This window comes from Psychrobacter sp. S1-30-MNA-CIBAN-0213 (genome assembly GCF_040309845.1).
Classification (GTDB): Bacteria; Pseudomonadota; Gammaproteobacteria; order Pseudomonadales; family Moraxellaceae; genus Psychrobacter.
In genome coordinates this window covers 290,419-312,605 of sequence record NZ_JBEOPE010000001.1, presented here as the reverse complement: position 1 = coordinate 312,605, position 22,187 = coordinate 290,419, and the positions used below count along the sequence as shown (strand labels likewise).

The window sequence follows — 22,187 nt, the reverse complement described above, 5'->3', positions numbered from 1 at the left end:
AGCGCCACTGTCTGCAATGGCTAACTATTAATCGTCACAGAAGCCATGCTATTTAGAACAGCATGGCTTTTTAATATAAGTGCTACTCATTAATATAAGTGCTGCTAAACAAAATAGAAATCATGCTTTTTGTTTAATGTTTGTGCTCAACACTTTCGTCCAATAAGCTTTTTTTAATTATTGCTCAATCTCTACTAAGGCCTACTGTACCTATGACTGACCATATTTTGCCAGCTACTGATAAGTTTACTGATAATAGCTCAAAGCAAACTAACCATGACAATCAGGCTACCTTGAATAATGGCCTGAACACCGATCTGAACACTGCGCCGAAAGTAGCCATCATTGGTGGTGGTTTGACAGGTCTATTTACGGCGACATTGTTAGAACGCGCCTTTCTTAAGCAACAAACTAAACCTTCTGTTAATTCTTCAGCACTGCAAATTACTATCTTTGAAAAATCACGTAGCGTTGGTCGCCTAGCTACGCGCTATCTCACCGATAGCAATACCAATAAAAACTGGCAATGGGCATTCGGGGCGCAGTTTTTTACGGCAAAAACTTCCAGCTTTAAGCAATTTATCGCGCCTTGGCTAGATTCAGAATTACTGCAACCGTGGTGCGCTCAAGTGGTTAATTTGACGCCAACCAATGCCAATTCTCAAAATGCTCATTCACCTAATGTAGAGAGAAAAGAGCAATGGGACACCAATCACGCGCGTTATATTAGCACCCCTAAAATGACCAGTTGGGGTCGCGCATTGGCTGATGATTTACAGCATACAACTATAAAATTTAAGACCCGTGTTGCTCCAATTAATAAAGCGCAAACGAATAGCGCACAAGATAATAAAGCTACAAAAACTGAGCTGTTTGATGAAACTGGCAGCAGTCTGGGCTGGTTTGATTGGGTTATTTGTACTGCGCCAAACGGTCAGGCAGTAGAGCTGATGGCAGACAGTGGCTTTACGAAGCAAGCCAAAATTATCGAACCAGAAATGCTGGCTTGCTATACGCTTATGTTAGGCTGGGATAACTTAGAGCAATTACCAAAAACGTTCAGTAATGACATTCAATCAGCATGGGATGTGGCTTATATAAATGACTCAATACTCGATAGAATATTTATTGAGCATCAAAAGCCTGCTCATGATGACCTACTTCCAAGTGTCACTATTCACACGCGCAACGACTGGTCCGAAGTGCACGTCGATGATGATATTGAAACGGTTAAAGCGCAATTGTTAGCAGCCGCACAGCAAGCACTAAATTGGCATGAGGGTTATGCACCCAGTCAAATAGATTGCCATCGTTGGCGTTATGCAGCGACAGTGATTGATGTGAAAAATAGAAGCACTAATGAGGCGTTAGGAATATTGATCGATACCCAACATCAATGGATCGCCAGTGGTGATTGGTGCGGGCAAGGCAATATCGAGAGCTGCTATCAGGTGGCAAAAGAGACGGTAAAAGTACTTTGCGCCTCCTAAAATGCAAATACTATTCTAATCACGTAGATAGTAAAATATCCAATGCACCCATTGTTAGAGTTTAAATGCGTTTTCTCTAAAAAGGGAGGGTAGTAAACCATGTTTGGATTCGATTTAGATTTAGACTTAATGGGATACCATTTTTTTCAACTGAGTATTGCCTTTATATTATCACTGCCCATTGCGCTTAATCGTGAGATGAAAGATAACGGCGCAGGGCTTAGAACCTTTCCATTGGTAACTATTGCCTCGTGTGCGTTTATGTTGGTGGGTATGGATATTTACGATGCCACTGGTGAAGCGAGAATCATGTACGCCATCATTACTGGTATGGGCTTTATCGGTGGTGGTGCTATTTTTAAAAATGAGAAAGGCTCAAAAGGGACAGCAACGGCAGCCAGCTTATGGAATACCGGTGCTATCGGTATCTCTGTTGCTTACGGTCGTTACGAGATAGCTATCATCTTGTCTGTAGTTGGTTTTTTAATACTTCAATTTTCGGAGCCATTTAAAGTTAAAAAATAATTGATAGTAGCCGAACATCAACGTTTGCTAACTCTATAAATATGGTGACCAACCCAATTAAAAAATAACTTCTTCAAGACTAATCAATACAGAATTTTTATTATCGAATCGCATTATTTTGCTAAACAATGTCAATTGACTATCTTCTTTTTTTGACCTATGGTTAGTAATACAATCTCAAAAAAATCAATAACATGGAGTGCATTGTGGACAAACGGATTGTGAGTGAAATTACCAAAGAATCTGTCTCAGCGGTAGACATGGCAACCCGCCTCGAAAAAGGCAGCCTTTGTCCGGTTGAGCTTGTTGAAGAGACTTTTGCAAACATCCGAGCTTCTGATCCCGCTATTTTCACAGAATTGCTCGAAGAACGAGCGCTAAAAGAAGCCTATGCTTCTAGACAACGCCGCCGCGAAGGCAATCCACTTAGTGCGTGGGATGGTATTCCTATTGCATGGAAAGACCTTTTTGATATAGAAGGTCGGGTGACCACCGCAGGGTCAGTGGTGCTTAAATCCAACGCACCTGCGACTCGTGATGCTGATGTGGTTGCCAATGCCACTCGAGCTGGCCTTGTATCCATTGGCTGTCTTAATATGACTGAATTTGCTTATTCAGGCCTTGGTCTCAATCCACATTTTGGCACTCCTAAAAACCCAAATGGTACGGGCCCTGATCGTATTCCTGGCGGCTCGTCTTCTGGCTGCGGGGTTGCTGTCGCCCGCGGACTAGTGCCACTGGCCATCGGCAGTGATACTGGGGGATCGATACGTATTCCAGCTGGGCTAAATGGCATAGTCGGCTATAAAGGTTCTAGCGCCGTGTTTCCAAAAGGGGGTACGTTTCCACTTTCTCCAACGTTGGACACCTTTGGTCCGCTTGCTGCTGATCTAAAAAGCTGCATCGGTGTGGCAGAAATTCTAAACGGCCGAGCGGTCGCAACGCCCAAGCCAACACCTATCAATCAACTCAACTTCTTTATTCCTACCAATGTTGTTTTTAAAGGTGCGCAAGAAGCTGTGATTCAGAATTTTGAAGCAGCTGCTCGCGCGCTTGAGCTGGCAGGCGCTACGGTCACTCGCGGAATATGCAGCGAGTTTGACGAAATAGGCACGCTTGCTCGGGAACACGGCTACCTAGTTGGGCCAGAAGCATTAGATCTACACTGGGATCTGGTGCATTCTGAGCGTGCGGCGCAAATGGATCCACGGGTTCTTGATCGCATTCTTGATGCTGGAGATATGTCTGCTCGTGACTTGCTTGTTATTTTAAGAGCGCGCGCCAGATTGATTCAGCAAAATCGCCAACTGTTAGGCGATCAAATTGTTCTATTCCCGACTACGCCTATTACTGCGCCCGAACTTAAACCACTTGAGCAAGACGATGAGCTATATATCTATACCAATGCGTTAATGCTGCGCAACACTGCGCTTGGTAACTTTCTGGACTGGTGCGGCGTTGCCTTACCAAATGGCATAGATGAAAACCAGATGCCTACCAGTATTTTGCTATCGATGTCTGGTGGCCGAGAAAGCGATCTACTAGCGGCGGCACTTTCTATCGAAAGTTTATTAACCCAAAACTTATCATAACCATCTAACGAAGGAGTAAAACAGAGCTAAAACCCCAAAGGAATAAAACCAAACCAAACTAAAAATATCAAGGGAATGAAATATGTCTAAAACTATCATATGTGGATTCGGCACAGACGTTGATTCAGTGGCCGGACAAATCGGCTCATATGGCGGCGGTGAAAGCCCATCGGATATCCAGCGCGGTGTCTGGGCCTCTGAAGTTGGCGTGCCGCGCTTATTGCGCCTGTTTAAAAAATACGATCTACGCACCTCATTTTTTATCCCCGGTCATAGCCTCGAAACCTTCCCTGACATTGCCAAAATGATCGTCGATCATGGTCACGAAGTCGGCGCACATGGCTACTTACATGAAAACCCCATTGCCATGACCCGCGCTCAAGAAGAAGCGGTCATGGAGAAATCAGTTGAGCTGATTACCAAGCTGACGGGTCAAAGCCCGCGTGGTTACGTGGCACCGTGGTGGGAGATGTCAGCCGCGACCCCTGAGATCTTAGCCAAATACGATTTCAAATATGATCATAGCCAAGGCTACCGCGACTTCCAGCCGTTTTATGCTCGGGTGGGTGATAAATGGAATCTCATCGACTACTCTAAAACAGCAGAAGAATGGATGCATCCCATGACCCATGGCGACGAGATTGATCTGGTCGAGATTGGCGCCAACTGGTATATGGATGATTTGCCACCGATGATGTTTATGAAAAACGTCCCCAACAGTCATGGTTTCGTCAATCCACGCGATATCGAAGAGATGTGGCGTGATCAGTTCGATTGGGTTTATCGCAATATGGACTATGCAGTATATCCGTTCACCATTCACCCTGATGTGTCAGGGCGTCCGCAAGTACTGCTGATGCTCGAGCGTTTAATCGACTATATCAACAGTCATGAAGGTGTGGTTTGGATGCCATTTGAAGATATCGCTGAAGATTTCCGCAAGCGCTTCCCGTTTGAAGGTGGTAAGCGTCCGGAAGTTATTTAATAGCATTTAAAAGTAGTGGTTTTTAACGTTGACTTTGGCGACGTTAGCAATATTGTCGCCAAAGTCAGTAATAAGGAGAATAGCGATGTGTAATGCGTGTGGCAACCCAGCTGCCCCAGGACATTGGACAGAAGCAGGTGCCCAAAAGGGTGGTATCCGCCTCAGAGCAATGTTTCATCGGATATCAATACTAAAGCGCGTGCTGAAACCTTATGGGTTCTCAGTTTATGCGGATGGGGTAATCCCGCAGATTCAGCTGATATGTCCAGGTGGTGCTCGCGTCATGGTCAACAACTTAACCGAGCTGTGGGCTGAAGTAGAACGCCGTCAAGGTTTTGCAATCGACCCCTTAACAACGCATTCAATGGCTTGAGTTTAATGCAAATATTTCAAGACAACCGTCTCGATATGGTTCTACTAAGTGGCTATCTGGGTTCAGGTAAGACCACATGGCTGCGTCATGCGCTTTTTACTAAGACGTTTGGTCGTGCGCAAGTTTTTACCCAAGAAGCAGCTCAGCAACCTGTTGACGACTTGCTGTTGGGTGAGGCGATGAGTGTCAAAGTGCTGACCGGAACCGCGGGCACCCCAAAAGGCAAAGAAGAATTAATATCAGCACTACTTGATGTTGCCGAGTCTCGAACAAAAGGACGATCAATCGGTTTGACTACTGCTCAGCCAGACACGCTTATAATAGAAACCAGTGGCTTAGCTGATCCCGAAGAAATTATAGTCGCTATCAAAGAACATCCCATTCTGGTGTACCATTTTGCGCTCAAAGAAATCATCATTATGGCTGATGCGCTACATTTCCACGTGGCACTAAAGACTGACGCTTTATGTCGTCAGCAAATCTTGTCGGCTGATCGCGTTGTGATTGCAAAATCAGAGGAAGTATCCGAGCAGTCTTTATCCAACCTCGTTTCAACCATCAGCAAAATCAATCCAGCCGCACCAATTTCATTATCCGCATTCGGTGTCGAAAGCTCTGTTCCGCAACTCCCTCCACCTACTGAAATCTACGAATCGACTCTCGTTAATATGGGAACACCAACGACTGTGGTTTCGCTGCCGATTCCCAAAGAAGTAGACTGGGTCGAATTTACCGTTTGGCTATCGGCGTTGTTGCACGCTCGGGGTGATACGATTCTACGAGTCAAAGGCGTTTTACAGACAGACGAAGGTGCGCTATTACTACAATCTGTACGTAAGGTCATGCAACAGCCGGAGATTCTGCCGTCTGAGAAAGGCGACTCTAGGCCTGGAGATATTGTATTTATAGGGGAGGGTATGAATCAGGAGGCTTTGCTCATGTCTTTATTTTCCTTTCTTGGAAAAGAAAGTTAGAGGCAGCTTATAGATTGATATAAACTTTGAAAAATAACTGCTAGATTGACAAGAAAATTATCATGCTATGATATCAGCTAACAGAATTTTAGGACAAAAAAAGACCCACAGAGGAAACTGTGGGCTGAGGAAAACTGGCGATGTAGATAGGCTACAGATACAGTCTTTGTTTATTATTGTTATTAGAACTTTGGTACAGCTTTCATTTATAAACCTGAGTGTACAACTGTTTTCGTAATATATTCATAATAGCGGAAGCTAAGTGTTTTTTGTTACTTCAGTTACATGACATTACGTTTAAGAGGGTTTTGATACAATGTCATACTTTGAAACAGTTTTATATCGCGATGAACATGCTTAGAATTTTCTATTCAGAATAATTTCGAGTCATTTGAAAAATAATTAGATAATTGGTTAGTATTTATTAACTTGCAGAAGATGGCATGACGAGAAGGGCGAAAAATGCTAAGCTAGCAACCATTCTTATGTCTATATCAAACTAGGCTTGCCATGACCGAAAGCACACAACTGCATACGCAAAAACCGCTACAGCCGCAAAATAATAAAAGTATTTTTAATTTACCCAATAATCTTACTATTGCGCGTATTTTGATGATTCCATTATTTGTAGCGATTGCCTATTGGCCCCCAGCCATGGGTATTGGCATGCCTGCGATTTCAAATAACGTCATCGCACAGGTAGGGATGAGTGAGTTCAGCGATAGCTTATTGCGACATTTGCTATTGACGGCCGTCTTTATTATTGCCGCTATTACCGATTGGCTTGATGGCTATTTTGCCCGTAAGCTCAACGTAATGTCAGCATTTGGGCGTTTTTTAGATCCCGTCGCTGATAAGCTGATGGTCGCAGCAGCACTTATTATCTTAGTGCAATGGCATCCCAATATTATTATGGCAATAGCAGCAATTGTGATTATCTCGCGTGAGATTGCAGTATCAGCATTACGTGAATGGATGGCAGAGCTGGGCAAAAGCACCAGTGTGGCAGTATCCTACGTTGGCAAGCTCAAAACAACCTTTCAGATGATAGCTATTACGGTGCTCTTATTAAACTGGGAATCACTTGAGCTTATTGGTTATGGTCTGATGGTCGCAGCGGTGATTTTAACCTTATGGTCAATGTTCATTTATCTAAAGGCAGCATGGCCTTATCTTAAACAGAGCGGTTAAATTCGCGGTTAAACCCATAGTATTGCTACTTTTCGAATAAAACTTAGACAAACAAAAACGCCAGGCGCATCTAGGCACTGGCGTTTTTTTATTTATCACACTTAACTGTTAAGACATTACAGCTCTATCGAAAAATTCTCACCTAAGCTTTTCTCAATAGCGGTATCTGTTACCGCAGCGGCTGTCATTTTAAAGGCACTAGCAATGGCATTACCGTTAGCCCAGTATTCAGCACCATGAGGGACGACTTTAATCAGCTGAACTTTAGGATCTTCTTTGCCTTGTTCAAAATAGGCGTTGTACAGCACCGACCACAGCTCATCAAGTTTTTCTTTATCCTCTACCAACTCAGCTTTGCCAGTGATAGATAAATAGTTTTTATCATCTTGACTGACATAAGCCAAATTCACTTCTGGGTTTTTCTTAATATTATCGACCGTCTCAGAAGGACTATGACCGATAAACCAAATCTCTTTGGCGCCGATACTGGTTTCAGTGGTATTCATGGGGCAAGAATGTAGATGGTCCTCATGAGTACGAGTAGTCATCATTGTATATTTAATATCGTTTACCATCGCTTGGAGTTTATCCATCTGCTCTTGTTTACTCATAATAGTTATCCTTTACTATTTAAAATTTCGGAGTTTAAAAGTCATTAAAAAAGCTACTTCAACATAAATCAAAACGTTATAGTCAGTCCTAAATAAAATAAATACAAATATTACAACTCGCTACTGGTATAAATTTTCCTTGCTTGCTGTGCCTGCGCAGACAGAGACTGCACAAAATTTATCCCAGTAGCACTGTGCTTATTCTATAGTGAATCAACTATATGAACATTACTTGTCTTAAACGACAGTTCTTATAAATCCATAACCAGTTATTAATATAGCTAAATCAGCTAATAGAACTATACAGGCAGTCTGTAATGCGCTGTGAAGGTTTGTAATTTTGTATTTATAGGCCATCTTATTGAACAGTATCATCGAAGTTCGTTATATAAAAAACGCCCATAAACGGATGCTTATTGACGCTTGAAATTACTGAATTACTTTATAGGTTTATCCTAGATATTTTTTTACTGCATATTTTTTTACTACAAAGATACTGAGAACTGCTCGCCGATATTTTCAGCAGTTTTGCCGTCTTGTAAGGCAGCAGCAGCCATTTTAAACATATTGACAGTGGAACTACCGCTTAACCAGCACTCTACACCATGTGGTACGACTTTGATTAACTGCACGTTCTCATCTTCTTTACCATGCTCAAAGAATGCATTGTAAACTGGTGACCATAGCTCATCTAATTTGTCTTTATCAGTTGGCAACTCTGCATTGGCACTGATAGAGACATAATCTTTTTCGTCTTGAGAAGCATAAGACAGACCAATTTTGGGGTTGTCTTGAATGTCTTTTACCACGTCCGATTTTTTATCACCGATGAACCAAATCTCTTTGTCACCGATGCTTGCCTCGCTAGTCGTCATTGGCCAAGCATGAATATCACCTTTGCTATTCACGGTGCTCATCATGGCAAATTTTACGTCTTTGATCACATCTTGAATCTTGTCGATATGTTCTTGCTTACTCATAATATATCCTTATTACATTAAAGTTATGATGGTTTTAAATTGATGGGGCGCTTCTTGTTTTGAATTACAAGTTATTTTGAATGACTCTCGCCGTTAATCGTTATAATTATTAGCTGGTTGTAGAATAACGATAGGCACCCGCCCAGTTATATAGGTTGCCCGTAATACGATGTGAGCGTTTGTAAGGTATACAAGTGTTAAGTAAAAAATGTGTCAAGTAAGTCAAAAGTTTGCTGCTATAAAAAGGCTTAGTATAAAAAACATATTTGCATTCAATTTATAGGAGCTACAGGCAATTTATCGCGGTTTATACCTGCTTATTATGGGGCTTCTTGTTATAATACGCGGACCATTTACTTTGCATGGCAGAGATGCCTTGATCTTACGGATTATGCCTTTATGATGACCATCGCCGGACAACCGTTTCTTACCGATTTTCAGACGCAGCAACTCATCAGTCAGTTTCAGCAAAAAACCGAGCTAAATGTCAGCCACATCAATACTCAGCAAGTTTATGTGCTATCACGAGAACTAAAAGGTGATGAGCAGAAAAAAGCGCTGGACCTGTTTGGTATTAAAGAAGATACCCAACTTGCCGCCCCGCAAGACAACCAATTACAAGTCATCGTAGGCCCGCGTTTTGGTACGATTTCGCCGTGGGCAAGTAAAGCGACCGATATTTTTAATAACTGTGATATTAAGATTAACCGCGTCGAGCGCGTCATCGTTTATACGTTGACCATTGATGGAAAAGCAGACGGCGAAATGAGCGCAACTACTAATAACAAGCTGCCAACCGCCGCTGAACAATTATTGTTTGACCGTATGACGCAAAGCTTGGTTTATAATTTAAACGATGTGAATAAGCTGTTCGACGATGAGCAACCAGCGTCGCTCAATCATATCGATGTGATTGGACAAGGTCAGTCAGCGTTAGAAGAGGCCAATACAGAGTTCGGCTTTGCGTTATCAAGCGAAGATATCGATTATCTGATGAATGCTTACGTCAATGAGCTCAAGCGTAATCCAACGGACGTTGAGCTAATGATGTTTGCACAAGCAAACTCAGAGCATTGCCGTCACAAGATTTTCAACGCTGAATGGACGGTCGATGGAGAAGTACAGCCAAAGTCACTGTTCCAAATGATTAAGAATACTTATAAAGCCAATCCACAAGGCATTTTATCTGCTTATAAAGATAATGCGGCAGTAATGGCAGGGTCAGAGGGAATGCGTTTTTACTCAATTCCTACTGACGCTCAAGATCCTAATTCTGCGCATCCTTACAATTTTCATCAAGAAGAAATCGATATCTTAATGAAAGTCGAAACCCATAACCATCCAACGGCGATTGCCCCTTATGCAGGTGCTGCAACAGGTGCTGGTGGTGAGATTCGTGATGAAGGTGCAACAGGCCGTGGTGGTAAACCCAAAGCAGGTCTCACTGGTTTCCACGTTTCTCATTTGCATATTCCAGAGCTTGCTGAAAAATGGGAGCAGTCAGGTCAACTGAGTACTCAGGCTTATGGTACGCCGGATCGTATGGCAACCAGTCTTGAGATTATGACTGAAGCGCCACTCGGCTCAGCCAATTTCTCGAACGAATTTGGTCGTCCAAACCTTTGCGGTTATTTCCGTAGTTTCCAATTGGATACTTCAGCGGCAAAAGACGGCAGCGAGATGCGCGGCTATCATAAGCCTATCATGCTGGCAGGTGGTTACGGCAATATCAAACGCAACCTGATTGAAAAAAATTCGATTCGCCAAGGCGATTTACTCATCGTCCTGGGTGGCCCTGCGATGCAAATTGGTCTTGGTGGCGGTGCGGCATCTTCGGTCGATAGCGGCTCACTCGATGAAGGTTTAGACTTTGCCTCAGTTCAGCGTGATAACGCTGAGATGGAGCGTCGCTGTCAAGAGGTTCTCGATCGCTGCTGGGCACTAGCGGGTAACGATATTGATGCAAGCAACAACAGTAAAGACGGCAACCCAATCGTCTCATTACATGACGTCGGGGCAGGCGGTCTATCCAATGCCATGCCAGAACTGGTCAATGACCATGAAATGGGCGCGGTGCTCAATCTACGTAAGATTCCGTCGTTAGAAGCGGGCATGTCACCAATGGCGATTTGGTCAAACGAAGCGCAAGAGCGTTACGTATTGGCGATTCGTCCTGAAAGCAAAGATCAGTTTGATGCCATCTGTGCTCGTGAGCGTTGCCCATATGCCATCTTAGGGGAAGCTACTGAAGTGCGTCAGCTCGTCGTTGATGACGAATTGCTACCTGAGCAGCCAGTCGATATGCCGATGCAAGTATTGCTCGGTGGTACGCCGCAGATGCAGCGTAGCTTTAACGTACAAGCGAACGAGTTGCCACCGCTTGAGCTTAATGACTTTGACCTAAAAGAATCTATCAAGGATGTATTACGTCATCCTACCGTCGCGAGCAAGTCATTCCTCATTAGCATTGGTGACCGCTCTATCACGGGTATGGTGGTGCGTGATCAATATGTTGGTCGTTACCAAGTCCCCGTCGCAGATTGCGCCGTTACGGCGTCAGGCTTGATTGCGCTTGACGGTCAAGTCATGACGGGTGAAGCGATGAGTGTTGGTGAGCGTACGCCTGTTGCGCTAATTAGCCCAAAAGCTTCTGCACGTCTTGCTGTTGGTGAAGCCATTACCAACATTGCAGGCGCGCGTATCGCTAAGCTATCTGACATCACCATGTCGGCGAACTGGATGGCAGCGTGTGGCGATGATGCGGAAGATGCCGCGTTATTCGACGCGGTATATACCGTTGGCGAAGAGCTGTGCCCAGCACTCGGTATCGCTATCCCCGTTGGTAAAGACTCGCTATCGATGCGCGCCAATTGGACAGATAGCAATGCTAAGCAGGATAGCCAAGACAAATCAGTGGTTTCACCTATGAGTCTAGTTATTACCGCTTTTGCTCCTGTTGTTGATGTGGCAAAAACCCTAACGCCTGAACTCATTAACGGTGATAGCGCGTTTTATCGCATTGACCTCTCTAGAGGCAAACTACGCTTAGGCGGCTCTATCCTCGCGCAAACGGCAAGCCAATTAGGTAATGACTGCCCAGATTTAGCACAGCCAAGCGACTTGGTCGACTTCTTTAACTTTATCCAAGCGGGCAACGCGCAAGGCATTATCAGCGCCTATCACGATATCGGTGATGGTGGTCTGTTAGCGACCATTGCAGAGATGCAGTTCACTAGCCGTCAAGGCATCAAACTGTCATTGAACGACGAGAATCTACTCGGTCAACTGTTCAGTGAAGAGTTGGGCGCAGTGATTCAAGTCTTACCAGAAAACGTCGCCGCTTTAATGCAATTGGCAGAAGAATTTAACGTCAGCGATATGATGAGCCTCGTCGGTCAAAGCACTGAGGAAGACAGCCTAATTATCCAAACGCCGCTGCATATGGGTGAAGATACTCTACGCTTTAGCCGTAGCGAATTACAGCAAGAATGGAGTCAGGTCAGCTATCAAATCGCGCGCCGCCGTGACAATCCAGCTTGCGTGCAACAAGAGTATGACTTGATTGCTGACACTAACCATAAAGGTCTGATCGCTGCACCAAACTTTGACCTCAATCAGAAAGTTGAAGAACCGTATCTAAACAGCCGCGCTGATTCTAATAACAGCAAACCAAGAGTCGCTATCCTGCGTGAGCAAGGCGTCAACGGTCAGTCAGAGATGGCAGCAGGCTTTACGCAAGCTGGCTTTGAAGCAGTTGACGTGCATATGAGCGATTTGCTTGAAGGTCGCATCAATCTACGTGACTTCGACGGTCTGGTCGCTTGTGGTGGCTTTAGCTACGGTGACGTACTGGGCGCAGGCTCTGGCTGGGCGAACTCTATTTTGTTCCATGACGAGTTGCGCATGCAGTTTGTGCGCTTCTTCGCCCGTCCTGACACCTTCTCACTCGGTGTCTGTAACGGTTGTCAGATGATGGCGCAATTAAAGGACCTCATCCCAGGCGCGGACAACTTCCCACGCTTTATCGCCAATCAGTCGGCTCGTTTTGAAGCGCGCACGGTCAACGTCAAAGTCGAGCGTACCAAGTCTATCCTGTTCAAAGGCATGCAAGACAGTATCTTGCCGATTGCAGTGGCGCACGGTGAAGGCTATGCCACGCTGGACAACACCGAGATCGACGGTATGGCAAAACACGGTCAGCTCGCCATGCGTTATGTCGATAGCCAAGGTCATCCAACCGAGACTTATCCGCTCAATCCAAACGGTTCGCTCGGCGGTGTCACGGGTCTGTGTAGCACCGACGGTCGCGTCACCATCATGATGCCGCACCCTGAGCGTACGCTACGTGCCTACAATCACAGCTGGAAACCAGAAGAATGGGACGAGGACGGCGCGTGGATGCGGATGTTCCGCAATGCCCGTGCTTGGTTGCGATAAGATATAGGCTAAGTTGGTTTAGATTATTATTTTAGATAACTGTTTTTCATATAGAAAAGGTGGGCTCAAAGCTCACCTTTTTTGTGTTTGGGGTTTGAGTGTGTTTTAGAAGTAGGGGAGCTATTCCTGCTTTTCGCTACTATCTTGGCTGGCACAGGGGCAGTCGCTAAGGGTAGAGTCGTTCCTGACTCAGCGATAACGCCTCTAACTAAGCGCCTGTAACCCTGTGCTGCACCAAGTATATCCGCTACAATCAGGGCTAAACCGCGCTTCTGAATGACCATTTTATGATAAATTAGTCTAAACTTTAACTTTAGTCCTATTGGTGCGCTGGGCGCACCCTATGAGTTAATTGTTTTCTTTGGAGATTAGAATGAACCATCAATCTGAACCGAATAAAGTCGAAAACAAGTTACGTGAAAAATCAGACGATAATTTACTAAAAAAATGTGGCATTGTAATGCCTATTGCAAGTATGGAGGGCTATCCTGAATCTCATTGGAAAGATGTTAAAAGAATAATAGAATCTGCTATTAAAGAAGCTGATTTTGAAGCTAGATTAGTGAGTGATGCGGATGATATAGGTGTTATTCACAAACGTATTGTTCAAAACTTATATGATAATCCTATGATAGTTTGTGATATAAGCGGTAGAAATCCGAATGTCATGTTCGAGCTAGGATTACGTCTAGCTTTTGATAAACCAACAATCATTATAAAAGATGAGGTAACACCCTATTCTTTTGATACCTCTGTAATTGAACATCTAAGTTATCCAAAAGACTTAAGATATCATGACATTGAAATTTTCAAAGAAAATTTAAAAGATAGAATAAAAAAGACTTATAAAGCATATGAAAATGACCCTGAGAATTATTCTACCTTCTTAAAAAACTATGGTGCATTCAAAGCACCATTAATTACTGAAGAGACAGTTTCTGTTGATCGGTATGTGTTAGATACTCTTAAAGACCTTCAAGTATCTGTAAGTCGTCTTTCTAACTCTATAAGTGGAAGTAACAGGAACCAAATGATGAGAAATAAATCTGTACATAGCTCGGCCTATAGTGCTTATGGAGGGCCTCGTACTTTAGAGTTTTATCTCGATAGAATAAGGGATAAAGATGAGCTATATGTGAATGTACATGAGGCTTTAGAACCAATTAGCCCGCTCATAAAAAATATAAATTTTGATTCAGGAAAAATTTATATTACGGTTACTGTTGGTAATCCTGATTTTGATGTAGTTGAAGAGGTAGTCTCTTCTATAGCAGGATTAGGCTATACTGTAGAAGAGTTTGACCAGTATTACTATAGATTGCATGAAGACTTTTAAGAAATAAGTGAGCTTCAAAGAGCTCGAACAGATATTTAGACGTGTAATTTATTAACTGCAATCGGCTCTTATGGGTGTAATGAAAATTTGATTGATTTTGACTGAAGCTACATCAAGCAAAGTCTGGATTTAGAGCATAATATTATGTGACTATTCATCCTCTGAACCCTTCTGAGCCTCAGCAATCAACTCATGAATCTTCGCACTCTCTCTAAGCAAACAAGCTTCATATTCAGAGAGGGGCTCAACTTCCTGCTTCTTTTCTTGTTCTTGCTTGGCTTTTTCTTCTAGATATCTCTGAAGCTCGTCTTGTTCGTTATGTTGTGAATGACTCATTATTGACTCCTTATATAGTCGATACTCTTAATAGTGAAGTAGCGCTGCTGGGATGAATTTTACGCAGCCTCTGTGTTAGCAGCACGCAAGTAAAATTTATACCAGTAGCGCGCTTATATCTATAACCGTTTACTTCCAACTAATTCTATTTTTTATTATCTGATGCAGCTATCCGATTTAGCATCGCGGATAGCCTTGCGTTATTTTCTTCAATATATTTATCACCCAGCGCGATTATCTCAGCGGGTGATTGCACGGTGTTTGGATAATCTTTCAGTCCACTTTGAATGGCGTTATTGCCATTTACTACCATCTTGGCAAGGCTCTCTTTGGTCACTTCAAAGTGACACTGCCACGTCAGTACCCAAGTACCCAGCTTTTTATGTATCGCGCTTTGATAGACAAAGCCTTGATTCGCCCAAGCATCCGTCGATGCAATAATGCTAGCACCTTTTGGACAGTCAAAACCATCACCATGAAAGTGAAAGACGGTAAAATCCTGCTTGGGTAAATCTTGTAATAGAGGATGCGCCTGACCTGCGGGCGTGAGTCGAATTGGCAACCAACCGATTTCTTTTACCCCAGACGGCTGCACGCTAGCACCCAAACAATGGGCGATAAGCTGCGCCCCTAAGCAAACACCGATGACCGTTTTGCCTGCATCGATACTTTGTTTAATCAGGCTTTTTTCTGTGATAAGCCAAAGGTGTTTTTCCTCATCATGGACGCTCATCGGTCCACCCATTATGATGAGCCAATCGAAACTATCTAGCGCTGGCAGAGCATCATCATCGTAAGAACGACTGACATTAAGAGTATGATTGTGACTATTCGCCCACTGCTTGATAAAGTTAAAGTCTTCATAATCAGTGTGAAATAGAGCGTGGATGCGTAGCGTCATAAGATACCTCATTAGCAAGCATTGATTAACAAGTATCAATTAAAGAACACCGTTTTGCCAAGGCTTTAGAATTCAATCTTAATAAAAGTCATCACGACCAGCATACTTCTTATTGAGTGCTTTTAAAATAGCATAAGTCTCTAAATCCAGCTCGCCAGTTGGACGCTGCGGTCTGAAATGCAATTGAAACGCATAAACCACATCACGACTGGCTTTATCCCATTCGCCTGTATTGTTGATTTGATAGCCGTAATCGCGAAAGGCTTGCTTAATCTCAGGTATCGTTGCTGCTGCAAAGGTGTCTGGATGCATAAAGAATTGCTTATCAAATTCATCGTACCAAGCGCCAATACCGTACTCGAAATACAGTCGCTCCCAAGGGAATTTGGCACCGGGGTCGATTTTGCGTGACGGCGCTATATCAGAGTGACCAACAATGTTTTTTGGAGAGATGTCGTATCTTTTTACCAAATCTTGCACCAGCTGCGCGACCTTTTTAATCTGCAACTCATCAAATGCGACAAAGTGCTCATAAGGACGGTATTCTAGCTCGCTATTTTTAAGCGCGTCACGATATTCAGGTTTAATGCCAGCATTGACAATTTCGATGCCGATAGAGGTATCGTTGAGGATGGTTCTACCTGCAAACCCGCTGTTACCCGCATGCCAAGCCCGCTCGCTTTCGGGCACCAAGTTATAAATTTTATCATCGTCATTGGATAAGATGAGGTAGTGGGAACTTACATTGCCGGTGGTCAATGTTTTTATAGATCTCTCATTATCTGAGACCGTATAGTGCAGGACGATAGTTTTAATGCGCTCGCTTTTGCCTTGGGCTTGATAGGTTTCACTGTCGATAATATAACGCGGTTCTGAGGTGGCGACGCAGCCGATAAGTGGCAATGTCATGAACGATGTTAATACTGATGCTAGTGCTAAAGAGGTAATGTTTTTTGCCATGAAATGCTCTGTATAGGGTTAAAGACTGATTGTAATACTTCCAATGTTTACACATGTTTCTTTGCTATTGATACTCGCCAACAATCTCGCTTAAATTAGATAGAGTCATTATTTAATCTAAGGATATTTTTCGATTTGGTAGCCAAATTTTGTGTGGGCAACTTTAATCATATCTTCGATATTGTCTTTCCCCCATTGACTTGATACGACATATTGAGCGCCATTACTATTTGTTAAAATATCTTTTTCATCTAAGAAGTATCTTTTTCGACCTGTTAATTTAGCTTTATTTTTAGCCAATTCTAAAGTTTCGATTATCGGTTGAGAGTGAGTAACGCTATCAAAATCATTAATTAATGCTGCAATCGGTTTATTCTGATGTTGATTAAAATGATATTTAATAATCTCTAAGGCAAGTCTACCTTTACCTAACTCCATATTGTTAAATTTATATTTTGAATGATCTTTGCGGGTTTCTCTTTTTTCTTCTAGCTTTCGTTTTACCTTAATTTGATAGTCTTCTGCTTCAGGTAAGGGAATGATCTGCTGAACATCGACCAAAATTTTTCCGTTATCGTTATAAGGCTGTATTTTAATGCAAGTAATGTCTAAATCACGGGCATTCAACCAAAGCACTGATGTCGTTAATTCAGCAGAAAAATCTTGTGAAACCAAAATTGTTTTAACATCTTCTGCAAAACCTGATTCATCAATGTTAACCTCAACAAAGTCTTCAATTTCATGCTGTGCTTCTTCTGAAGAGTAGTTAGGATAACCATTTTGTTGTTTGTATTTGCGGAATACTTCTATAGCATCCTCAAATGTCATAGTAGAAATCATAGAAGCATAACGCAAAGCTTGCAGTTCCATATGATCGCCTGTATCAGTCCTTTTTAACTCAATGACGACTAAATTGGCTTGCTTATCGATGGCTAGCAAATCAATTCTTTTCCTTGAACCTTGCCAATCAGCAAATTCCTCTGCTATAACCAGACAGTTAGGGGCAATGATATTTATATTAACCTTAAAAGCTTGTTGCAGATCATCTCGCTCAAAAATAGATTCAATCATAAAGTTGGTAGGCCTGATTGCTAATAACTGCTTATCCTCTAATGCGTAAATTGTCATGCTATTACTCTTTTTATTTGGTTAAAACTAAATTTCCATATTGTTAGGGTAACTGTCTCATCAGCTTTTACTGCAAACTTCTCTTTAGCATAACGTTTTTAAAGTAAATAGTTTACATAGTTAACTCACTCTAAGAATGTTACAGCGAGGCTGATAGAAATTTTCGTAGCCTCGCATCCAGATAAAATACACGACACTTTTATTTTGTACGGGCTATAACGGCCGCTATTTTTAACCAAGACTGACGCTACTAACAGGAATTATCCTCTTATAACCAATCGCACCTAAAACGATAAACACCGCCAATAATATATAAGCATTCAACGATAAAGCAGCAGGCGAGAAGGGTAGCAGTAGCAGCGATATAAAGATGATGCTGACTAAGACTGCGAGATAATTTAACAGGCCCGCTTGATTCTTTCTGCGCTCATTGATTAAATCTGCTGACGTCACATAAGCGAAACCGACAGTAATACCCAGCGATGCCATACTGACAATATCAAGTAGATAGTTTCTACCAAGCCAAGGAGAAAATAGGCAAACCAGACATATTAATATGACGGTTTTTTTCTTACTAAAGAGATGGTTTTTATCGGTAAAAATACTGGGTAATAAAGACGAGTCGCCCATAGATTCTAACAGTTTGACTGAGGATAATATAAAGCCATTGATACCGCTAAGTATCGAGCCAATCATGGCGATGGACAGTAGCCAAATGCCGATGCTACCAATACGGTTATCTATCCCTTCGCCAGTCGCCCAATTGCTATCTTTAATCGCTTGATAATCAAAATTCATATTTAAGGCGGTAAAATAATTGATCAAAAAATAGAATAAAACACCAGCGACTAATGAAATTAAGATAATGCTTTTGGTCTTGGTTTTCGAATCACTAATAGATTTGGAAATCTGCGGTGTGGTCTCAAATCCGACGTATGCCCAAGGCATGACAGCGAGAATAGGTAACCAAGCCAAACTGGTGATGGAGCTACTTTGCATATCAGTGGGCAAAAATGTTTGGGTAGTCGGAGTCGCCCAAAGCGAGCCGAAAAACAGCGCAGTGACTGACACAATCATAAACAGGGCGATATATAATTGGATTTTGGCGCCAACCTGTACCCCGCGCAAATTGATATAGCTAAATAAAATGATGGCAGCACTACATAAGAACACTTCACTGGCGTAGACTTCCCAACCAGCAATCGTGTACAAATAGCCTATTTGTAAGCTACTGGGCAATAGATACCTTAATAGCAATGCGACGGCTGATATGTTGAGCGCCACGATAGAGATATAGCCTATCGCCACGCCCCAACCATAAACATACGCGTGTTTTCTATTGATGTATTTTTCAATCCAATAGATGCCGCCTGATTCATTTTCTGGCGTTTGGGTCAATAAATTAATATAGGCTTGGGCGACCATATAGATGGCTAAAGTGCCAATGATAATGGCGACAGAAGAGCCTAACAGCTGCGACTGCGGCAAAAATAAGTCGCCTGGCATCACATAAGCACCCCATCCTATAATTGCTCCTACGCTAATCGCTATCGCTTGCAGGTAGCTGATGCTCTCAGTTTTTTCGCTCATACAATCCTCTTTGAGAGCCAGATATTCCATGCGCAAACACACTCACTATGCAGTCAGTTTTACGCAAAGAAAGACCTTTAACTATTGTTATAACTTGTTTGAAATCACTATTATAAACGTTGAAAAATTAATCAAATTTTTAGGTTTTATTTAGTAAATGATATTAAAGGTTTTTTCTTAGAAAATCTGTTTAATCCTTTCGGATCTTTTTAGCCAAAACGGTTTTCCAACTCTCCTCCAAACACTCAATGGCTAGCCAAGGTTCAATGACCTCGAGAGCAAATTTTTCTTTTGAGTTTGACAGTTGCCACAGCTTTTCAAGAGTAGCGAACGGATAGGGACGCTCGATTAAATACACTGGCAAGTCAGCGTCAATTATGCCGTCGCGTACCACTTGGAAATACCAACCAGCGATACCTTGTTTGCTCACCCATGCAGCGATATTTGGTACTTTGGTAAACTGTCCGATTTGGTCATTAATCTTGTAGCAGGGGCGGCGCGGTTGCACGATGCGTAATTGCACATTATTGTTTTTATCATCATCATTACTACCATTGACTCCATCTTCACCGTATTCAAAGACATCGCCAATACAAACGGTAGATTCGTCCATCTCTGGCAGACCATCTACCGCTTCGGTAGTGAGATTCTCGCCCAGTGTGCCGATGCGAACTTTTAAGCCAAATTCTGCATTAATCTTTTCATAACTAGCAGGGGGAAGTTGATGCACAGCTTTTAGCGGGCCACCATGATGACGTCGATCAGCTTGTTCATCGGTGGTCAAACCCATAAAGTTGACGGCGACAGGGGCTTTAATCGGCGCTTTATCGATGGCGCTCATCTGCTCACGCGCGAACGGCATGGCTTTACCAGCACGGACGCAGATGAGGTTGGCGATATGTAGAGGCAGGTGTTGGTTAAAGTCAGCTTTGTTGTTTTGGGTAGAAGATTCTATCGATTGTATGCTCATGAATTTTCCTAATTCAAAGTTATTTATTAGGCGAGTGGTTATGTCATTGCTGTCATTAATGCTGGGTATTAGTGATTGGTATTATCTTAGCTTAATCATTTATCTGATTATACGGTCTTAGTATTTTAAAATTTATCAACATCTTAAAATTTAAACAAAAAAAGACCAGAATAGATATCTGGTCTTTTTAATAGTAGTTTTTTCAATGTTTAACGATTATCGCAATGAATAATCTTATTTGTTTTTATTGCGGCGACCGGCTGTTTTCTTTTCACGTGGCGTAGCGACCAGCTCAGCCAATTGATCAGGTGATGACCATAGACCTTCTAGGTCATAGAACTCACGCGCTTGCGGGGTCATCATGTGTACGACGACAGAGCCCAGATCAATCAAAGTCCAGTCAGAGTCCGTGCCGCCTTCACGACCAAGTGGCATAAAGTCAGCTTGCTTAGCTTCAGCACCGACGCTATCAGCCATCGCGCGGACATGGCGCTTAGACGTACCTTCAGCGATCACGATGCGTTCCATTACGTCAGTCAACTCTTCTACATTCATTACGGTGATGTTCTTAGCTTTCATATCTTCTAAAGCGCTTTCGACAACAGTTAAGCACTCTTTTAAGCGTTCATCAGTCATGGTGTTGATCATAAATTTTAATCTCTTGAATCGTAAATATTAAAAATAAAGTGGTAAATCGTCAGTTTGCAGCCGCTAACTGGTCATATATAGCCAGTCGTAAATAGAGATAGGATATGCAAAATGACAAAGATAAGATGATTTTAACGGAATTGAGCAGCAGAATATAGCTGATGGGCGATAATATATTGATAAACAGCAGGATTTAGCCATTTAGCTAATGGATTGGATTCAGTATTGCTCATGATATCATTTATTGGCTGTACAGATGTGATTTGCGTTTCGGCTATGGGCATTATATTTAATCGATTTTCCGTGTTTTGTAATTTTTGGTGCGGTAGTTGCTGGCGTATTTGCGTACTTGATACGGCTACGACAGGACGCGGGTCTATGTAAATGCGTCCTTGATTAATGTTTTTCAAGATAGCGTTATTCGCAAGTCTTTGCGCAGTTGGCATTATTAATTCAGCAGGCGAATTGGTGATTAAATCTTGCAGTTGAGAGGGGAGTTGGGCCACTAGCTGAGGTTGTAGGACAGTGGCGTTCTGCACCATTGAATTTTTATTAATGAGATTTTCATTTTCGTCAGTGCTGTTTGTTTCAGCAATGCTAAAACGGTTAAAAATCCAAAGATTTACATAATCAGTAAGCCTAAGTCCATCTTTCCATTTATTCAAACTACGCGCGCTGTCCATACCCATGATAAATATCAAGCAGTCACTGGGGTAGCGCTCACGTAATGTCTGCACACTATTGATTGTATAGACGGGCGGCGTTTGCCATAGCTCAAGCTCACTAATCTTTAGCGGTGTATTTTGCGTAGCCAGTTTTAACATGGTTAAGCGATGCTCAGGATTGGTGCTTTCGTCTTTAAAAGGCGAGCGCGCATTGGGTAGCAATGATACATGCAGTTTGCGCTGTTGCTCCTCAGCTATCGGTAATAAATCCTGATAGACATGCATCGCTATTTGCAAATGACCTTCATGTACCGGATCAAATGAGCCACCGAGATAAGCACGAATAGCAGGTGCAGCCTCTTTATCAGCTGAGCTAACATCATTTTTTAAATCAGAGTTTATATAAGTGGCTTGAGCTGAGTGCGGCATAATAATTGAGATTGTTACCTGTAGGTGAATTCATATTGATTCAGCATATTAAAGCACGATTGTAAT

At 42.6% G+C, this 22,187-nt stretch carries 20 protein-coding genes; 9 read left to right on the top strand and 11 right to left on the bottom strand.

Annotation, left to right across the window (positions count from 1 at the left end; all coding sequences use genetic code 11):
* Positions 1–212 precede the first annotated feature (212 nt).
* The 7 genes from AAEY87_RS01285 to pgsA all read left to right on the top strand — a co-directional run bounded on the left by AAEY87_RS01285 (position 213) and on the right by pgsA (position 7,130).
* On the top strand, positions 213–1,490 hold the full coding sequence (locus tag AAEY87_RS01285) for an NAD(P)/FAD-dependent oxidoreductase (protein ID WP_350655608.1): 1,278 nt from the start codon (positions 213–215) through the stop codon (positions 1,488–1,490).
* A gap of 99 nt (positions 1,491–1,589) precedes the next feature.
* Positions 1,590–2,015 carry an MgtC/SapB family protein gene (locus tag AAEY87_RS01280; protein WP_068325593.1) on the top strand — a complete coding sequence of 142 codons (426 nt, stop codon included), beginning with the start codon at positions 1,590–1,592 and terminating at the stop codon, positions 2,013–2,015.
* 206 nt (positions 2,016–2,221) lie between these two features.
* Positions 2,222–3,607, top strand: a complete 1,386-nt coding sequence (locus tag AAEY87_RS01275) for an amidase family protein (protein WP_350655607.1) — start codon at positions 2,222–2,224, stop codon at positions 3,605–3,607.
* Positions 3,608–3,689: 82 nt separating this feature from the next.
* Positions 3,690–4,592, top strand: a complete 903-nt coding sequence (locus AAEY87_RS01270) for a polysaccharide deacetylase family protein (protein ID WP_350655606.1) — start codon at positions 3,690–3,692, stop codon at positions 4,590–4,592.
* An 85-nt stretch (positions 4,593–4,677) separates the two neighbouring features.
* Positions 4,678–4,965: a hypothetical protein gene (locus AAEY87_RS01265; RefSeq protein ID WP_350655605.1), complete on the top strand. Its 288-nt coding sequence runs from the start codon at positions 4,678–4,680 to the stop codon at positions 4,963–4,965.
* A gap of 5 nt (positions 4,966–4,970) precedes the next feature.
* Positions 4,971–5,939 carry a CobW family GTP-binding protein gene (locus AAEY87_RS01260; RefSeq protein WP_350655604.1) on the top strand — a complete coding sequence of 323 codons (969 nt, stop codon included), beginning with the start codon at positions 4,971–4,973 and terminating at the stop codon, positions 5,937–5,939.
* A 510-nt stretch (positions 5,940–6,449) separates the two neighbouring features.
* Positions 6,450–7,130: a CDP-diacylglycerol--glycerol-3-phosphate 3-phosphatidyltransferase gene (gene pgsA, locus AAEY87_RS01255; protein ID WP_068034027.1), complete on the top strand. Its 681-nt coding sequence runs from the start codon at positions 6,450–6,452 to the stop codon at positions 7,128–7,130.
* Between the two features lie 116 nt (positions 7,131–7,246).
* Here pgsA and AAEY87_RS01250 read toward each other — a convergent pair whose 3' ends face one another.
* Positions 7,247–7,741: a pyridoxamine 5'-phosphate oxidase family protein gene (locus tag AAEY87_RS01250; protein ID WP_068034029.1), complete on the bottom strand. Its 495-nt coding sequence runs from the start codon at positions 7,739–7,741 to the stop codon at positions 7,247–7,249.
* Between the two features lie 485 nt (positions 7,742–8,226).
* Complete coding sequence (locus AAEY87_RS01245) at positions 8,227–8,721, bottom strand: pyridoxamine 5'-phosphate oxidase family protein (RefSeq protein WP_350655603.1); 495 nt, start codon at positions 8,719–8,721, stop codon at positions 8,227–8,229.
* Positions 8,722–9,120: 399 nt separating this feature from the next.
* Here AAEY87_RS01245 and purL point away from each other — a divergent pair, with 399 nt between their 5' ends.
* Positions 9,121–13,158: a phosphoribosylformylglycinamidine synthase gene (gene purL / locus AAEY87_RS01240; RefSeq protein WP_350655602.1), complete on the top strand. Its 4,038-nt coding sequence runs from the start codon at positions 9,121–9,123 to the stop codon at positions 13,156–13,158.
* A 65-nt stretch (positions 13,159–13,223) separates the two neighbouring features.
* Here the strand turns inward: purL and AAEY87_RS01235 are convergent, their stop codons facing one another.
* Positions 13,224–13,442 carry a hypothetical protein gene (locus AAEY87_RS01235; RefSeq protein ID WP_350655601.1) on the bottom strand — a complete coding sequence of 73 codons (219 nt, stop codon included), beginning with the start codon at positions 13,440–13,442 and terminating at the stop codon, positions 13,224–13,226.
* An 89-nt stretch (positions 13,443–13,531) separates the two neighbouring features.
* Here AAEY87_RS01235 and AAEY87_RS01230 point away from each other — a divergent pair, with 89 nt between their 5' ends.
* Positions 13,532–14,494: a hypothetical protein gene (locus AAEY87_RS01230; protein WP_350655599.1), complete on the top strand. Its 963-nt coding sequence runs from the start codon at positions 13,532–13,534 to the stop codon at positions 14,492–14,494.
* A gap of 150 nt (positions 14,495–14,644) precedes the next feature.
* Here the strand turns inward: AAEY87_RS01230 and AAEY87_RS01225 are convergent, their stop codons facing one another.
* The 8 genes from AAEY87_RS01225 to AAEY87_RS01190 form a co-directional block, all read right to left on the bottom strand.
* A complete protein-coding gene (locus AAEY87_RS01225) occupies positions 14,645–14,830 on the bottom strand; it encodes a hypothetical protein (protein ID WP_350655598.1) in 186 nt (61 codons plus the stop codon).
* A 145-nt stretch (positions 14,831–14,975) separates the two neighbouring features.
* The gene (locus AAEY87_RS01220; RefSeq protein WP_350655596.1) at positions 14,976–15,731 is read right to left on the bottom strand and encodes a type 1 glutamine amidotransferase; all 756 of its coding nucleotides are present in this window, start codon (positions 15,729–15,731) and stop codon (positions 14,976–14,978) included.
* A gap of 78 nt (positions 15,732–15,809) precedes the next feature.
* The gene (locus tag AAEY87_RS01215; protein ID WP_350655595.1) at positions 15,810–16,691 is read right to left on the bottom strand and encodes an N-acetylmuramoyl-L-alanine amidase; all 882 of its coding nucleotides are present in this window, start codon (positions 16,689–16,691) and stop codon (positions 15,810–15,812) included.
* A gap of 117 nt (positions 16,692–16,808) precedes the next feature.
* On the bottom strand, positions 16,809–17,819 hold the full coding sequence (locus tag AAEY87_RS01210) for a hypothetical protein (protein ID WP_350655593.1): 1,011 nt from the start codon (positions 17,817–17,819) through the stop codon (positions 16,809–16,811).
* A 231-nt stretch (positions 17,820–18,050) separates the two neighbouring features.
* Positions 18,051–19,409, bottom strand: coding sequence for an APC family permease (locus tag AAEY87_RS01205; RefSeq protein WP_350655592.1), 1,359 nt, complete (start codon positions 19,407–19,409; stop codon positions 18,051–18,053).
* Positions 19,410–19,599: 190 nt separating this feature from the next.
* Entirely contained in the window at positions 19,600–20,379 is a 780-nt protein-coding gene (locus tag AAEY87_RS01200) for an MOSC domain-containing protein (protein WP_350655591.1), read from the bottom strand.
* Between the two features lie 234 nt (positions 20,380–20,613).
* The gene (gene rsfS, locus AAEY87_RS01195) at positions 20,614–21,027 is read right to left on the bottom strand and encodes a ribosome silencing factor (protein WP_350655589.1); all 414 of its coding nucleotides are present in this window, start codon (positions 21,025–21,027) and stop codon (positions 20,614–20,616) included.
* A gap of 131 nt (positions 21,028–21,158) precedes the next feature.
* Positions 21,159–22,121: a nicotinate-nicotinamide nucleotide adenylyltransferase gene (locus tag AAEY87_RS01190; RefSeq protein ID WP_350655588.1), complete on the bottom strand. Its 963-nt coding sequence runs from the start codon at positions 22,119–22,121 to the stop codon at positions 21,159–21,161.
* Positions 22,122–22,187 lie beyond the last annotated feature (66 nt).

What these genes read in the sequence shown, in the direction of transcription:
- AAEY87_RS01285 (WP_350655608.1), top strand. Translation starts at nt 213, where the DNA reads ATGACTGACCATATTTTGCCAGCTACTGATAAGTTTACTGATAATAGC.
- AAEY87_RS01280 (WP_068325593.1), top strand. Translation starts at nt 1,590, where the DNA reads ATGTTTGGATTCGATTTAGATTTAGACTTAATGGGATACCATTTTTTT.
- AAEY87_RS01270 (WP_350655606.1), top strand. Translation starts at nt 3,690, where the DNA reads ATGTCTAAAACTATCATATGTGGATTCGGCACAGACGTTGATTCAGTG.
- AAEY87_RS01265 (WP_350655605.1), top strand. Translation starts at nt 4,678, where the DNA reads ATGTGTAATGCGTGTGGCAACCCAGCTGCCCCAGGACATTGGACAGAA.
- AAEY87_RS01260 (WP_350655604.1), top strand. Translation starts at nt 4,971, where the DNA reads ATGCAAATATTTCAAGACAACCGTCTCGATATGGTTCTACTAAGTGGC.
- pgsA (WP_068034027.1), top strand. Translation starts at nt 6,450, where the DNA reads ATGACCGAAAGCACACAACTGCATACGCAAAAACCGCTACAGCCGCAA.
- AAEY87_RS01250 (WP_068034029.1), bottom strand. Translation starts at nt 7,741, where the DNA reads ATGAGTAAACAAGAGCAGATGGATAAACTCCAAGCGATGGTAAACGAT.
- AAEY87_RS01245 (WP_350655603.1), bottom strand. Translation starts at nt 8,721, where the DNA reads ATGAGTAAGCAAGAACATATCGACAAGATTCAAGATGTGATCAAAGAC.
- purL (WP_350655602.1), top strand. Translation starts at nt 9,121, where the DNA reads ATGATGACCATCGCCGGACAACCGTTTCTTACCGATTTTCAGACGCAG.
- AAEY87_RS01235 (WP_350655601.1), bottom strand. Translation starts at nt 13,442, where the DNA reads ATGGTCATTCAGAAGCGCGGTTTAGCCCTGATTGTAGCGGATATACTT.
- AAEY87_RS01230 (WP_350655599.1), top strand. Translation starts at nt 13,532, where the DNA reads ATGAACCATCAATCTGAACCGAATAAAGTCGAAAACAAGTTACGTGAA.
- AAEY87_RS01225 (WP_350655598.1), bottom strand. Translation starts at nt 14,830, where the DNA reads ATGAGTCATTCACAACATAACGAACAAGACGAGCTTCAGAGATATCTA.
- AAEY87_RS01220 (WP_350655596.1), bottom strand. Translation starts at nt 15,731, where the DNA reads ATGACGCTACGCATCCACGCTCTATTTCACACTGATTATGAAGACTTT.
- AAEY87_RS01215 (WP_350655595.1), bottom strand. Translation starts at nt 16,691, where the DNA reads ATGGCAAAAAACATTACCTCTTTAGCACTAGCATCAGTATTAACATCG.
- AAEY87_RS01210 (WP_350655593.1), bottom strand. Translation starts at nt 17,819, where the DNA reads ATGACAATTTACGCATTAGAGGATAAGCAGTTATTAGCAATCAGGCCT.
- AAEY87_RS01205 (WP_350655592.1), bottom strand. Translation starts at nt 19,409, where the DNA reads ATGAGCGAAAAAACTGAGAGCATCAGCTACCTGCAAGCGATAGCGATT.
- AAEY87_RS01200 (WP_350655591.1), bottom strand. Translation starts at nt 20,379, where the DNA reads ATGAGCATACAATCGATAGAATCTTCTACCCAAAACAACAAAGCTGAC.
- rsfS (WP_350655589.1), bottom strand. Translation starts at nt 21,027, where the DNA reads ATGATCAACACCATGACTGATGAACGCTTAAAAGAGTGCTTAACTGTT.
- AAEY87_RS01190 (WP_350655588.1), bottom strand. Translation starts at nt 22,121, where the DNA reads ATGCCGCACTCAGCTCAAGCCACTTATATAAACTCTGATTTAAAAAAT.